Below are 14,939 nucleotides of genomic sequence, written 5' to 3' on the forward strand. Positions count from 1 at the left end.
TTTGTGAGCGTTTTGTGTGATTTAGACACAAAAAAACCTCTGTCTAATTAAGACAGAGGTCATTTGAGGGGGAATTATACGATTGACGTTACTCGTTTTCGGAGTTTGATTCGTTAGCTTCAACCACTTCAAGTGGGATAGAAGCTTCCTTCAAAATTGACAAGATTTCTTCTGGTGGCTGCTTATTGGTAAAGATCATGTTGAGCTGTGCAATATTGCCTAGTTTCACCATAGCATTGCGCCCGAACTTGGTGTGGTCTACGGCAAGAAATACACTACGGCTATTGTCAATGATCGCTTGTTTTACCCGGACTTCGTGGTAATCAAAGTCTAATAGCGAGCCATCGAAGTCGATACCGCTAATGCCGAGAATACCAAAGTCGAGACGGAACTGTTTAACGAAATCGAGGGTAGCCTCGCCAACAATACCGCCGTCTCTGCTGCGGACTTCTCCACCCGCTAAGATGACTTTGATTTCAGGGTTAGGGAAAAGAATGGTCGCAACATTGATGTTGTTGGTGACAACACGCAACTGTTTATGATTTTTATTGAGCGCTCGCGCAACTGCTTCTGGTGTGGTGCCGATATCGATAAATAGTGTGGCACCATCTGGAATGTGTTTGACTACCTCGTCTGCAATGACATCTTTTTCATTGAAGTTGAGCGCTTTACGCGTGTTGTAAGATGTGTTTTCAGAACTGAGAGGAATAGTGGCTCCACCGTGATAACGACGAATTTTGTTGTCATCGGCGAGTTCATTGAGATCGCGTCGGATGGTTTGTGGGCTAACATTGAATCTTTCTACCAACTCATCCGTGCTGACATAGCCTTGTTTTTTCACCAGCTCAACAATCTGCTGGTGTCGAGGTATTTGCTTCACTTACCACTCCCTTGTGCATTGGTAACGGCCAATGCTTCAAATTCGAAGCTCTATTGTGCTCGAATTTGCTCGTTGTGAGAAGTAAGCGAGTTCAGGAATCGGGGATAAAGCGCAAAAAGAGCGCACAAATGGCGCTCTTTTTTTCTTATGGAGATGAGATTAATCTTCTTCGTCGTGAAGTTCAGACCAGGTTTGTGCACATTTCACTGCACGCTTCCAACCCTTGTAACGACGATTGCGTTTTTCTTCATCATCGTGTGGCTCAAAGGTGCGATCAAGTACCGCTTTATTCTGCAACTCATCAATGCTATCCCAGTAACCAACTGCAAGGCCGGCAAGGTAGGCTGCACCAAGAGCGGTAACCTCAGTTACTTGAGGGCGGTGTACTTCTGTGTTCAATACATCGGATTGGAATTGCATGAGGAAGTTGTTCGCTACTGCACCACCATCGACGCGAAGGTTCGCAAGCTTAATGCCTGAGTCAGCTTGCATCGCATCCAGTACGTCACGAGTTTGATAAGCGATGCCTTCCAATGTTGCACGGATGATATGGTTTGAATTCACACCGCGAGTAAGGCCGACAATCGTGCCACGTGCGTAGGCATCCCAGTATGGAGCGCCTAAACCAGTAAATGCAGGCACGACATAAACGCCGTTTGATGTATCCACTTTTGTCGCGAAGTATTCAGAGTCTTCTGCACCGTTTAGGATTTTCAATTCATCGCGTAGCCATTGGATAGAAGCTCCACCCATGAATACGGCGCCTTCAAGTGCATAAGCTGGTTCGCCTGCAGGACCACAAGCCAAAGTAGTTAGAAGGCCATGTGTCGAAGTGACTTTTTCTTGGCCAGTATTCATTAGCAAGAAACAACCCGTACCGTAAGTGTTTTTCGCTTGACCCGCTTCAACACACATTTGGCCGTAAAGCGCCGCTTGTTGGTCACCTGCGATTCCAGAAATAGGAATACGAGTACCGCCTTTACCACCGATGTTGGTTTTACCGTAAATTTCCGATGAGCGCTTCACTTCTGGCATCATAGATGCTGGGATGCCAAGCTCATCTAACATTTTTTGATCCCAACATAGATCGTTGATGTTAAACAGCATGGTACGCGATGCGTTAGTGTAGTCGGTTACGTGAACGCGACCTTGAGTCATCTTCCAAACTAACCAAGTATCGACAGTACCAAACAGCAGCTTACCTGCTTCTGCGTCTTCTCGTGCGCCTTCAACATTGTCCAGAATCCATTTAACTTTGGTACCGGAGAAGTAAGGGTCAAGCACCAAACCAGTGTTGTCACGTACATAGTTTTCGAGACCGCGTGCTTTTAAATCTTCACAGATATCAGCAGTACGGCGACATTGCCATACGATCGCATTGTAAACGGGTTTACCTGTTTCTTTATTCCAGACGATGGTCGTTTCACGCTGGTTAGTAATACCGATAGCCGCTAATTGGTCGCTACGGATACCAGACTTAGCTAGAGCTTCTACTAAGGTAGAGCTTTGTGTTGCCCAGATCTCCATTGGATCATGTTCAACCCAACCAGCTTCTGGATAAATCTGAGTAAATTCGCGTTGCGCGACGCTTACGATGTTCGCATCGTGATCAAGAATCACTGCGCGAGAGCTTGTTGTACCTTGGTCTAGGGCAACAATGTATTTTTGCTCAGTCATGGTAAGAATCCTTTTGTTTCGTTATTTATATTTTAGTAAATGTTCGAGTTACGTCAGTTTTAAGCTCTAGCTTCTTCTGTTTCTTCTTCCGTCTCACATTGGTTTGGAATCGTGCAACCGTGGCCTTGTTGTGGAAGGTAAGCTGCAATCGCTTTTGGATACAACCAACCACCAAAACACGCACCTGCAATCGGAGCAAGTAAAGGCACGATAAAGTAAGGAATGTCTTTTGCACCTGTCAGAGCGTAATCCCAACCTGCGAAGTAAGCGAACAGCTTTGGTCCAAAGTCACGAGCAGGGTTCATCGCAAAGCCTGTTAGTGGGCCAAGTGAACCACCGATGACGGCAATCAAAATACCGATCAATAGAGGGTTCATTGCGCCACGTGCCGCGCCGTTATTTTCATCGCCCAGAGCCAGAATCGCAAACATCAGCACAGCAGTGATAACGAATTCCACAGCAAAAGCACCAAAGAAAGAGAGGGAGGCATGCGGATAGGTTGAGAAGATACCAGCAGTTGCTAGTGCATCTTGGCTGCTGCGAACGAAGTTATGAGCGATTTCGTAGTCGGTGAAAAGGTTGCTGTATAAGCTGTATACCAATGCAGCAGAACAGAATGCCCCAAGCATTTGAGCGATAATGTATGGCACCACTTTCGCCTTATCAAAACCATGGAACATAGCAAGTGCGATGGTAACGGCAGGGTTGATGTGTGCACCAGAGACGCCAGCCGTACAGTAAATAGCGATGGCGACACCGAAGCCCCATACAATACTGATTTCCCATTGTCCAAATGATGCGCCTGTTAGAACTAAGGCTGCAACACAGCCTACGCCGAAGAAAATAAGTAGTCCTGTACCGATAAACTCGGCCAAACATTCTCCGAGCAGAGAGGGGTGTTTGTTCGTTGTCATGTTAAAAGTCCTTTGATCATTTTTGCCTGTCTAGCACGATACTATTGTGCATATATAAACGTTTGCGAAAACAAACGAGCGTTAAAAATGAGCGTTTGAGCATAAATTTGTTAATCAAAGTCTTCGTTTTTGTTAAATGGCGCATCTTTTAACCGGAAAAGAACACAACGAAAATAAATTATTTGTCACGAGGCCAGTGTTGAGAGCGCTCAAATTACCGATGTGAAAAAGAATGCACAACTGGTAAGAGGAGTTTTGTGAAGCTGCTACGTGCTTGGAGATTTATTACACAGAACTTGTGTAGCAGTTAACCCTAAAGGAGTAGGAGGATGTCAAATGTATCAAGGGCTAGCAGTGATATAAAAAATACGCAGTCATGTTTGGACTTTTAGAAAAAATCGTCATCCCATTGATACCAATAGGATGAGTTGAGAAGAGAATAAACGCTGTTAATGTCTTGTGTTTGTGAATCATTGCTTCGGCTTGTATTCAAATAAAAATTGTTTTTTTTATTTCGTTTGATGCTAAACGTGATCGTTTTTCAGCTTTTTAGTTATTAGTTGGTTCGGAGCGAGTAGGGCAGGCGTAAATCGCCCTTTTTACGGTTAGTTTATGTTCTAATTCGAGCCTTTGTTTCAAAGGTTTCGAATTGGAATGCTCAAGTGAGAGGTTTGAATATCAGTTTCATATTAACGAATCTTGAGTAAAGTTGAACGATGATCTAATTAATGCTCATATAATTTACTGTATTTACTTATATTTAATCCATGTGCAACATTTGTCACAGAAATAAAATCCTAACTCCATACAATTCATGAACTTTCGAACGAAGATTTATTTTGTTTCGTTCGCTCCTTTTGTGTTTTTACCATCGCATACAAAATAATGAGGTTCCTATGTTTGGAATATTCAAACCTAAGGCGCACATTGATCGTCTGTCCCCTGGCAGCATCGATAGCACCTACTCTCGCCTCCGTTGGCAACTCTTTATCGGTATCTTTGTTGGCTACGCCGGTTACTATCTAGTTCGTAAAAACTTCAGTTTGGCGATGCCTTATCTTATCGAGCAAGGCTTTAGCCGCGGAGACTTAGGTGTCGCCCTGGCAGCTGTTTCCATTGCATATGGTCTCTCTAAGTTTCTAATGGGCAGCGTTTCAGACCGCTCCAACCCTCGCTATTTCCTTAGTGGCGGCCTATTGATGTCTGCATTAGTGATGTTTTGCTTTGGCTTTATGCCATGGGCGACTGGTAGCGTCACTGCGATGTTCATTTTGCTTTTCTTGAACGGTTGGTTCCAAGGGATGGGGTGGCCTGCTTGTGGCCGAACCATGGTGCACTGGTGGTCACGTAAAGAGCGTGGTGAGATCGTTTCGGTTTGGAACGTGGCGCACAACGTGGGTGGTGGCTTGATTGGTCCACTATTTATTCTTGGCCTGTGGGCATTTAACGATGATTGGCGCACTGCATTTTATGTTCCTGCATTTTTCGCCACGTTGGTTGCTGTGTTTGTTTGGATGACGGTTCGCGATACCCCTCAGTCTTGTGGTCTGCCTCCTATTGAAGAATACAAAGACGATTACCCAGATGACTATGACAAGTCCCATGAACAAGAAATGACAGCGAAGGAAATCTTCTTCAAATACGTCTTCAACAACAAACTTCTTTGGTCGATTGCAATTGCAAACGCATTTGTTTACCTAATTCGTTACGGCGTACTGGACTGGGCACCTGTTTACCTAAAAGAAGCGAAGGATTTCTCGGTAGATAAATCGTCATGGGCTTATTTCTTATACGAATGGGCTGGCATTCCAGGAACACTATTGTGTGGTTGGATCTCTGACAAATTGTTCAAAGGTCGTCGTGCACCTGCTGGTATCTTATTTATGGTGCTAGTGACAGTTGCAGTGATGGTTTATTGGTTTAACCCTGCGGGCAACCCAACAGTAGATATGATGGCGCTTATTGCAATTGGCTTCCTAATCTATGGTCCGGTTATGCTGATCGGTTTGTACGCACTTGAACTCGCTCCGAAGAAAGCCGCAGGTACTGCCGCTGGTCTTACTGGTTTGTTTGGATACCTGGGTGGGGCAGTTGCCGCAAACGCGATTTTGGGCTACACCGTAGACCACTTTGGCTGGGATGGTGGCTTTATCATCTTAGTGGGTTCTTGTATTACTTCTATCGTGTGTTTGATGTACGCCTTCTTAGGTGAACGTGCGCACCACGAGCAAAAAGAGCGCGAGAAGGAAGCGCTAGCGTAATATTTATTTAAAGAGGCAGTGGAATACTGCCTCTTCGCTTTATCAAGGAAATAACAATGAAAACAAAGTCAGTATGTCTTACTTTTTTAGCACTTAGCCTCTCTGCTGGTGCGATTGCGAAGCCGCTTGTCATTGCGCACCGTGGCGCATCGGGCTACTTGCCTGAGCACACGCTAGAAGCCAAAGCACTTGCTTACGCAATGAAACCTGACTACATAGAGCAAGATGTGGTAATGACGAAAGACGACCAGTTGGTCGTGTTGCATGACCATTATCTCGATCGCGTAACGGATGTTGCGGAGCGTTTTCCTGATCGTGCACGTAAAGATGGTCGTTATTACGCGATTGATTTCACTCTGGCGGAAATCAAATCCTTGCGAGTTACCGAAGGGTTCAACATCGATGAGAAAGGCAACAAAGTAGCGGGCTATCCAACCCGATTCCCTATGTGGAAATCTGACTTCACCGTGCCGACGTTTGCTGAAGAGATTGAGCTGATCCAAGGCTTAAACAAAACGCTGGGTTATGACATCGGTATTTACCCAGAAATTAAAGCGCCTTGGTTCCATCGTCATGAAGGTAAGGACATTTCTAAAGCAGTACTTAAAGTCTTGAAGCAGTACGGTTACGGCTCTCAAGACGACAAAGTCTACCTTCAATGTTTTGATGCGAATGAACTTCAACGCATCAACAATGAACTCATGCCTGCAATGGATATGGACTTAAAGCTCGTTCAGCTTATGGCTTACACGGACTGGAACGAAACTATGGTGTACAAAGGCGACAAGGCAACACCATACAGTTATGACTGGATGTTCGAAGCCGACGGAATGAAGAAAGTAGCGAGTTACGCGGAAGGAATTGGACCTTGGAAGCCGATGCTGGTGGATGATAAGTCAACCAAAGACAATATCATCATCAAGCCGTTGATGAAGGCTGCAAAAGACGCTGGCTTGCAAGTGCATCCATACACGTTCCGCGCCGATCCAGGACGCATTCCAGCGTACACTGACAGCTTTGAAGGCATGATGGATGTGTACTACAACCAAGTAAAAGTGGATGGTTTGTTTACTGATTTCCCAGATAAAGCGGTCAGCTTTTTAAATCAGTAATCACGCATTTTTCTTTAAGCTAAAAAATCCCCCAACAGTTTCCTGCTGGGGGATTTTTCTTAACTATTTATTAGTTGTTTTTATGCAGTTCGCTGTTCAGTTCAACCGCGCTCTTGTTTGCAAGACACTCGATTTGACCTGTTACAGAGTTACGACGGAATAGTAGGTCAGAAACACCAGCAAGATCGCGTGCTTTCACTACTTCTACTTCTTGGCCAGCAGAATCTAGCATACGTACTTTAGAACCAGCAGTTACGTATAGACCTGATTCGATAGTACAACGGTCACCCATTGGGAAACCAAGACCTGCGTTCGCGCCTAGTAGAGAGTTTTCGCCGATAGAAACCACAACTTTACCGCCGCCAGATAGCGTACCCATGATAGATGCGCCGCCGCCGATGTCAGAGCCGTTACCAACCACTACACCAGCAGAGATACGACCTTCAACCATGCTCACGCCAGTTGTACCTGCGTTGAAGTTGATGAAGCCTTCGTGCATTACCGTTGTGCCTTCGCCAACGTGTGCGCCAAGACGTACGCGAGAAGTGTCAGCGATACGAACGCCAGTTGGTACCACGTAGTCCACCATTTTAGGGAACTTGTCTACACAATCTACGCTTAGTGCACGACCCGCTAGGCGAGCTTCGATTTGACGCTCTGCTAGTTCAGGTAAGTCGATTGGGCCTTCGTTAGTCCATGCGATGTTGTGTAGTAGACCGAAGATGCCGTCTAGTACCGTGCCGTGCGGTTGAACTAGGCGGTTAGAGATAAGTTGAAGTTTTAGGAAACCTTCAGCAACGCTTTGTGGCTGCTCGTCAGTTGCAAGGATAACCAGTACAAGTGGTTGTGCTGATTCTGCTGCTTTTGCTGCGAAAGATGCGTTTGCCGCATCGCCGTTTGCTTCAAATGCTGCTGCCAGTTCTGCGCTTTGTGCTGCAGAGATCTCGATAGCTTGGTTGCCTTGCTCGTAACCTGCTACTGCTGCTAGTGCGTTAACAAGCGCTTCGCTTGGGTTAAGAACTGGGTTTGGGAAAAACGCTTCGATGATTTTGCCGTCGCGGTTTTTAGTTGCCGTACCAAAGGCTAGAGAGAAGAAAGCCATAGTTGATCTCCATGTGTTGAGTCTTGTGTCTCGTCTGTTCACTGACAAGAAATAATTAAGTTGTCAGTCATCATAAAGAGAGTATTGGGGAGTTTAAAGAGGGGAAATGGAGAAAGTCCGTAGATGGATACCTTTTGTCTTTTTAGAGATATGTTTGTCTGATGAGAAATGTGTCGCAAAAGCCTTATCAGACCGATTTTGGGCAGAGACACAGTGAAGTGGGAGAAGGGAGCATCGCAAAAAATAAGGGGAGGACCGAAGTCACTCCCCCTACACTGGGTTTGTTGGATTTACTGGCTTTGGGTAGTAAAGCGATAAATCGACTTAGAGGCTTAGCTCACCGACCTCTACTGCAAGTGCAACCGTTGCACCTACCATTGGATTATTGCCCATACCGATGAAGCCCATCATTGCTACGTGTGCAGGTACTGAAGAGCTACCCGCGAATTGCGCATCGGCGTGCATGCGACCCATGGTATCGGTCATACCGTAGGATGCAGGACCTGCCGCCACATTATCCGGGTGTAGAGTACGACCAGTACCACCACCTGATGCAACTGAGAAGTAAGGCATGCCTTCACGGTTACGTTCCGCTTTGTAGATACCTGCTACAGGGTGTTGGAAGCGAGTCGGGTTGGTTGAGTTACCTGTGATGCTCACATCCACTTGTTCTTTATGCATGATAGCCAAGCCTTCACGCACATCGTCTGCACCGTAGCAAAGGATCTCACCACGTGGACCTTGGGAGAAACGGCGACGTTCTACTTCCACTAACTCACCAGTTTGGTAGTTGTATTGAGTACGTACGTAAGTGAAACCATTGATGCGTGAGATTAGGTAAGCGGCGTCTTTACCCAAACCGTTCAGGATCACTTTCAACGGATTTTTGCGTGATTTGTTGACGTTCAATGCGATTTTGATTGCGCCTTCTGCCGCTGCGAATGACTCATGACCGGCAAGGAAAGCGAAACAGCCACTTTCTTCATTCAGTAGACGAGCCGCCAATGCACCGTGACCGATACCCACTTGGCGTTGCTCTGCGACGCTGCCAGGTTTTGTGCAGGCTTGAAGGCCTTCACCGATGATGTTTGCAGCTTCTTCTGCTGTTTTTGCACCGCGGAAAATCGCCAAAGCAGTACCCAGTGTGTAGGCATCGGCAGCGCTTTCAAACGCGATAGGTTGAGTGTCCATCACCAGCGCTTTAGGGTCGATACCACGATCCATACAGTATTGGTAAGCCTCTTCCAGAGAAGAAAGTTGCATTTCGTCTAATGTGCGACGTACAGATTCAGTAATTGGAGTGTTCATAATCTCTTTCCTCTTGGTGGCAATTATTTTTGGCGTGGGTTGATGGTAGATACGGCTTCGTCAAAACGACCGTAAGTCCCCGTTGCTTTGTCTGCGGCTTCTGCTGCAGATACGCCTTCGTTGATGGCTTTCATCATCTTGCCTAGGTTGAGATATTGGTAACCAATCACTTCTTTGTTTTCGTCTAGTGCGAGTTTTGTTACGTAGCCTTCAGCCAATTCCATGTAACGCACGCCTTTTGCTTTGGTTGAGTAGCTAGTACCCACTTGGCTGCGTTGAGTTTGACCGAGGTCTTCCAGTGCCGCACCAATTTCCAAGCCACCTTCAGAGAAAGCAGATTGAGTACGACCGTAAACAAATTGAAGGAAGATTTCGCGCATCGCGACGTTGATAGCATCACATACCAAGTCGGTATTCAGTGCTTCCAGAATGGTTTTGCCTGTTAGAATTTCTGCGGCCATCGCGGCTGATTGAGTCATGCCTGAACAGCCGATCGTTTCGATCAAAGCTTCTTCGATGATGCCGTTTTTGATGTTAAGAGTCAGTTTTGCTGCACCTTGTTGAGGAGCACAAGCGCCAACGCCGTGGCTAAGACCAGAAATCGCGATAACGTCTTTTGGATTGATCATTGCGCCTTCAACAGGGATCGGTGCAGATGCATGAAGCTCGCCGCGTTGAATCGGGCACATTGATTGGATTTCGTGTGAATATTGCATAATGTTTTCCCAGTGTACGATATCCAGCCTATTTGTCAGTCTCAACGGCGTTGACTGCTCTTATTCGCTCCATCAAATAGAAAACTATGTTCAGGAGGTTCATGCGTTTGTCGCCTTGTTGAGTTAACAACTATTTTGGATATCTTTTTAATTTTTGAGAAAACAGGAGCGGGGTTGGAGAAGAGTTGAATTGCTCACTACAGAACTCTCGCTTTCACAACATAAGCGAAAGCACTTCCAACAGGGCTGACCTGTTTTCGTTTCTGTAGGAGTCATTAGCTTTAACAGCGGTTCGAATCTTTCGATTCCGGTGGCACCCCATCACCGGACCCATTTAGACTAGATCTAAGTCACACTAATCCGCAACATGAAATTTAGAGCAATTTGGGATATTAAATCGGTTCTTTATATTCTCAGAGATATATGGAGATAAACGGAAGGAATAAAAAAACGCCGCATAATGCGACGTTTTTTCTAAACAAATAAGAGGCTTATGCAGCGTCTTCTTGCTCGCTATCTTCTTCAACAGCTTCAAGCTTCTTTGCTTTTTTTGGTGCAGGTTTACGTTTTGCACCAAGAGCGTAAAGCACTTCTTCTTTGTTTTGCGCAAGGAACATTGCAAGATCTTCTTGCTTACCTTCGTCTTCTAGAAGTTCACTTTTACCCAGCAGTGAGAATAACTCGTCTGCCATATCCAGCATTTTGTCGTATGCGTCAGCTTCCGCTTTAGAGGTAAAAGTCATTTTCTCTTCTCCATTGCGTTCTACCACGTACTTGACGATTACAGCCATGGTTGGTCCCCTAATTTGGTGTATTGATACTGGCTTTTTATACAGTTTTTGACCAATCAAGTCTAGCGACAAGCCTCAGAATGAGAGACACGTACAACTAACTGACTAGCATTTAAACTATCTTGGTTTCACTTTGCGGATTTGTCCGCCAAAGGAAGGTTTGTTGGTCGCTCCCAATCTTGGCAAAATTCGATAAACGTTTTGAGCAATGGGCTTTGATATTTCTCTTTATGAACCAGTAACCAGAAGCGACGTTTCATATCTAAAGGCATGTCGAGCAGTTTTACGCGGCCGTCACGAATAGCAGGTTCTGCAGACAAACGTGACAAACAGCCCAAGCCTAACCCTGCCGATACTGAGTTGATCAACGCTTCGGTGGTATTGAGCTGAAAAGCTTCATGCCAATGTTCCAAGCGCGGCGCGACAACGCGCATAAAAAATTCGCGTGAACCAGAGCCTGCCTCTCGCAATATCCATTCACTGTTTTCTAGCTCGGTTAAGTTTACTGGCCCTTCGTGCGCGGCTGGGGAATTGGGCGCGCAAATCACGCACATTTCATCTTCGCTAAACTGGGTAGACTGCAATTCAGGGTGAAGTGTTTTGCCTTCAATGAGGGCTATGTCTAACTCGTAATCGGTCAGCATGTCGCAGATTTGTGCGGAGTTAGAAATGAACAGACTTTGAGAACGATGGTTCGTTTGCTGACGAAATTCGCTAAGCAAATAGGGCGCGACTTGGTTGCCAATGGTGTCGCTGGCACCAATGCGAAGTTGGCCCGATAGCGCTTGGTCACCATCGAAAATGCTCTCGATGTCCTTGGCTCGGTTGAGTAATTCATCCGCCAGTGGCAGTAGTTTTTGACCTTCTTGGTTCAAAATCAGTCGGTTATTAACACGATCAAATAAGTGATGGCCGATCTGCTTTTCTAATTCTGAGAGTGCCATGCTCACTGCGGCTTTCGATAAAAAGAGACTATCAGAAGCCGCTGTGAGCGTTTTGTGCTGCGTGATCGTCGTAAACACTTTCAGTTGTTTAAGAGAAATGTGACTTGCCATACCCCACCGTTAAGTAATTCTGAACGTTTGTTTTAAATAATTAGATATATCGGAACGAAGTGCAAGCGTATTATACGTCTCATCAAGAGTGAGTCTGGTTGAGGTCATCATGATTCAAAGAACAAAAGCAAAAGTAATGGGAGCGCCAACTCCAATGGCGGGTTTGGCTCTTGGTATTGCAAGCTTGGGCTGGAGTTGGGAAAACTTCGCCGAATTACATGGCTACGGACAGTGGATTAGTGCGGGTATCGCGAGCATATTGTTGGCTATATTGGCAACCAAGTTTTTGCTACATAATCATCTATTGAGACAAGATCTTGCTCATCCGGTTGTGGGCAGCGTGGTTCCGACATTTGCGATGGGCACTATGGTGGTATCGAACTCTCTCGGCCATTTTTACCCATTAGCTGGCGATGCGCTTTGGCTGATTGCGGTGGTTTTGCACATCGTATTCTTGGTGAGCTTTGTTTACCATCGCGCCAAAGATTTTGAATTGCACCACATGGTTCCTAGTTGGTTTGTACCGCCTGTGGGTATCATCGTTGCGGATGTGTCTTTCTCTGGCAACCCGATGCTAGCACCAGTGGCACAAGGTGCATTGATGTTTGGTATGGTGGCGTACGCGATCATGTTGCCGATGATGATTTACCGTTTCATGTTCACCCATGAAATTCCGGATGCAGCGAAACCAACAATGGCAATCATGGCAGCGCCAGCAAGTCTATCATTGGCAGGGTACTTAACGGTCACTGCGACACCATCACCAGTGATCATCGCTATGCTATTTGGTATCGCGGTATTGATGACAGCCATCATCTACTTAGCCTTCTTTAAATTGTTAAGACTGCCATTCAGCCCTGGCTATGCAGCGTTTACCTTCCCGATGGTGATCGGTGCGACGGCGCTGTTTAAAATGGCGAATTGGATGGAGTTGCAAGGATTGGCTGCGCACTATGTTCAACAAGTGCGAGGCTTAGCTGGTCTTGAGTTGATTGTGGCAACATTTGTTGTCTCTTATGTGGCCTTACAATACATCAACAACTTGTTGATTCAGCCACGCTTGATGCACGCTCATCACGCTTAAATAACAGATAGGAAAAAGCCTCTTGGTCTTACAACCAAGAGGCTTTTTTATTTCAATCGGCGTCGATGTTGGACGCTAGCCTTTTTTGTAAAATCGCGACATCTCATCCAGAGAATGACGAATGATATCGACAGGAACTTTCTGTTCTTTCTCGACTTTTAACTGACGATTCAGTTGCTGAGAGTGCCCGCCAGGGTTGACCACAAGCATCAGTTCTTTGCCGACCAATGCATAGTTGTAGTAGCTGCCTGCAATATACCAATCGCGAGAGGCAGAGCTATCAAACAAGTTATGACCAACGCTGTATGAACTCGTTGTTCCTTGAACGTCAAACAGCGTATTCATCATGGTTGGCACGACGTCAAAATGGGTCGTGCGGTAATCAACTTGCTCTGGCTGACGATTTGGCATGTACACGTAAAGAGGCACATGTACTTGAACGTCACTGTAGTTACCCGTGTGGCCCCAATAGTTCATCTTATGGTCGTTAAACTCTTCACCATGATCTGATGAAATCACCACAATGGTATTGTCTAAGTCGACGTTTTTCAGCACATCACCAATCAAGCTATCGATGTAGTACAACGAGTTCTTGTATCGATTATGGTAAAGCGAAGCGTCAAAATCGTTGTTGAGCAAAATGTGGTCAACGCGTTCCCAGTATGGTTTGAATTTCGCAAATTCAGGTTCGGGAAATACTGTGCCGTGGGCGGCATCGTAGAACAGAAAACCAAAGTACGGCTTGTCGCTATCCTGCTTTTGGAACTCGATGAACTTGTCTGTTATCTGCTGATCGCGCTCGACAGCTGTTTCCCCAGTTTGTTTCAGGGTCAAGTCCGACACTTTTTTGAATACCGTGCGAGAAAGTGGCGGGCTGGTGAGCGGTGCCGAGCCAAAAATGCCCATGCGGTAGCCTTCTGCTTGCAGCGTATCCATAAAAATAGGAGAGCGTTGACTTGCGTAAAAGCTTTCCCAGTAGGTCGCTGGCAAGCTGTAAAACAGGCTGAAAATACCCGCTTGAGTTGAGTTGCCGCCGCTCATGTGTTGTGTGAAATTCACTGTCTTTTCAGCGAACTTACTGACATTTGGCATGACTTCCGGCGTCGCATCACTGTAGCGCCACGCGTCAACCAAGATAAACAAAACATTGGGTTGTTTCTCTTTGCTTTGCACTTGAATCGGCGCAAGCGGATAGTTGAGTGAGCTACGTTCAATGTTGGTTAACTCTACGCGGTTCTTCGATGCAATGTTCTCATCCACTAGGTTGTGTTTGTAAATAAATTTACGAGCCGTCAGCGGGTAGTAAAGTGGCCAGTTATTCGAAAACTGACTGACTTCATCGTCGTAAAGTGCGTTTTTGTACGCATGAATCATCTGCGTGCTAAGCAATACAGCAAACCAAACGCTGATCAAAACGAACTTAGCTCGGCTTTGTGCCAGTTTATTACTTACCCAAACGGTACAGGCGAGCCCGATCACCAGAACGGCAACTTCACTGACGAAGATAAGCCAACTCATCCAAGAAATATCGAAGACATCACCGCCACCTTCGAAAAACATACGGATTAATAGGGCGTTGATGTGAAGTTTGTATTGCTGAAAAACGAGGATATCGACTTTAAACATGATCAATAGACAGATCGCGATAGCGATCACGATACCTTTGAATGCTCGAGTCGGTAGAAAAGAGAGCAATAAACTCAACAACATAAATGGAAGAGCGATCAAGCCCAGCCAGCCATATTGAGTCGAAACCAAATAGTAACCTTGCAACAAGGTTAGCGGTTCATTCTGATTGTTAGACAACACAAAAGGATAACAAGCGATCGACAGGTACACTGCAAAGCAAGCAAAAAAAGCAATCAGCCAAGCGCTGTTGGAAGACAGTTTGCGAAACATACTTTTTGTTTGTTTATAAATTATGGGTAGAGGGAGTATAAAACAGTGTTTTTTATTATGGAATAGTTGCGACGAATGTCACATTTTGTATGGAAATGTCAGACTTGATTGACATGTGAAAATTCAGAAGATTCATACTC

12 protein-coding genes and 1 riboswitch are annotated in these 14,939 nt (G+C 45.7%); of the genes, 3 read left to right on the forward strand and 9 right to left on the reverse strand.

Going from position 1 to position 14,939, the window contains the following annotated elements; genetic code table 11:
* Positions 1-88 precede the first annotated feature (88 nt).
* The 3 genes from R7F67_RS05805 to R7F67_RS05815 form a co-directional block, all read right to left on the reverse strand.
* Entirely contained in the window at positions 89-880 is a 792-nt protein-coding gene (locus R7F67_RS05805) for a DeoR/GlpR family transcriptional regulator (protein WP_005380192.1), read from the reverse strand.
* A 159-nt stretch (positions 881-1,039) separates the two neighbouring features.
* On the reverse strand, positions 1,040-2,557 hold the full coding sequence (gene glpK / locus R7F67_RS05810; RefSeq protein ID WP_005380193.1) for a glycerol kinase GlpK: 1,518 nt from the start codon (positions 2,555-2,557) through the stop codon (positions 1,040-1,042).
* A gap of 59 nt (positions 2,558-2,616) precedes the next feature.
* On the reverse strand, positions 2,617-3,471 hold the full coding sequence (locus tag R7F67_RS05815; protein ID WP_005380195.1) for an MIP/aquaporin family protein: 855 nt from the start codon (positions 3,469-3,471) through the stop codon (positions 2,617-2,619).
* 896 nt (positions 3,472-4,367) lie between these two features.
* On the opposite strand from R7F67_RS05815, the gene glpT reads away from it, so the two are divergent.
* Positions 4,368-5,732 (forward strand): glycerol-3-phosphate transporter, encoded by a 1,365-nt coding sequence (glpT, locus tag R7F67_RS05820; RefSeq protein ID WP_005380199.1) that lies wholly within the window; start codon positions 4,368-4,370, stop codon positions 5,730-5,732.
* Positions 5,733-5,788: 56 nt separating this feature from the next.
* The gene (gene glpQ / locus R7F67_RS05825) at positions 5,789-6,844 is read left to right on the forward strand and encodes a glycerophosphodiester phosphodiesterase (RefSeq protein ID WP_318057098.1); all 1,056 of its coding nucleotides are present in this window, start codon (positions 5,789-5,791) and stop codon (positions 6,842-6,844) included.
* 70 nt (positions 6,845-6,914) lie between these two features.
* Here the strand turns inward: glpQ and dapD are convergent, their stop codons facing one another.
* From dapD to R7F67_RS05850, 5 genes are all read right to left on the reverse strand, one after another.
* Positions 6,915-7,946 carry a 2,3,4,5-tetrahydropyridine-2,6-dicarboxylate N-succinyltransferase gene (dapD, locus tag R7F67_RS05830; protein WP_005391708.1) on the reverse strand — a complete coding sequence of 344 codons (1,032 nt, stop codon included), beginning with the start codon at positions 7,944-7,946 and terminating at the stop codon, positions 6,915-6,917.
* 324 nt (positions 7,947-8,270) lie between these two features.
* Positions 8,271-9,254, reverse strand: coding sequence for a GGGtGRT protein (locus tag R7F67_RS05835; RefSeq protein ID WP_053349836.1), 984 nt, complete (start codon positions 9,252-9,254; stop codon positions 8,271-8,273).
* A gap of 23 nt (positions 9,255-9,277) precedes the next feature.
* Complete coding sequence (locus R7F67_RS05840) at positions 9,278-9,970, reverse strand: iron-sulfur cluster assembly scaffold protein (RefSeq protein ID WP_258475970.1); 693 nt, start codon at positions 9,968-9,970, stop codon at positions 9,278-9,280.
* 259 nt (positions 9,971-10,229) lie between these two features.
* A riboswitch (Fluoride riboswitch) is annotated at positions 10,230-10,305 on the reverse strand.
* Positions 10,306-10,461: 156 nt separating this feature from the next.
* On the reverse strand, positions 10,462-10,761 hold the full coding sequence (locus R7F67_RS05845; RefSeq protein WP_005380208.1) for a YebG family protein: 300 nt from the start codon (positions 10,759-10,761) through the stop codon (positions 10,462-10,464).
* Between the two features lie 128 nt (positions 10,762-10,889).
* Complete coding sequence (locus R7F67_RS05850) at positions 10,890-11,816, reverse strand: LysR substrate-binding domain-containing protein (RefSeq protein WP_017636009.1); 927 nt, start codon at positions 11,814-11,816, stop codon at positions 10,890-10,892.
* A gap of 109 nt (positions 11,817-11,925) precedes the next feature.
* Here R7F67_RS05850 and R7F67_RS05855 point away from each other — a divergent pair, with 109 nt between their 5' ends.
* On the forward strand, positions 11,926-12,900 hold the full coding sequence (locus tag R7F67_RS05855) for a TDT family transporter (RefSeq protein WP_017636010.1): 975 nt from the start codon (positions 11,926-11,928) through the stop codon (positions 12,898-12,900).
* A 75-nt stretch (positions 12,901-12,975) separates the two neighbouring features.
* On the opposite strand, the gene R7F67_RS05860 is transcribed toward R7F67_RS05855, so the two are convergent.
* On the reverse strand, positions 12,976-14,799 hold the full coding sequence (locus R7F67_RS05860) for a DUF3413 domain-containing protein (RefSeq protein ID WP_158174138.1): 1,824 nt from the start codon (positions 14,797-14,799) through the stop codon (positions 12,976-12,978).
* Positions 14,800-14,939: the final 140 nt, after the last annotated feature.

Source organism: Vibrio sp. YT-17 (assembly GCF_033337375.1).
GTDB classification, from domain to species: Bacteria; Pseudomonadota; Gammaproteobacteria; order Enterobacterales; family Vibrionaceae; genus Vibrio; species Vibrio alginolyticus.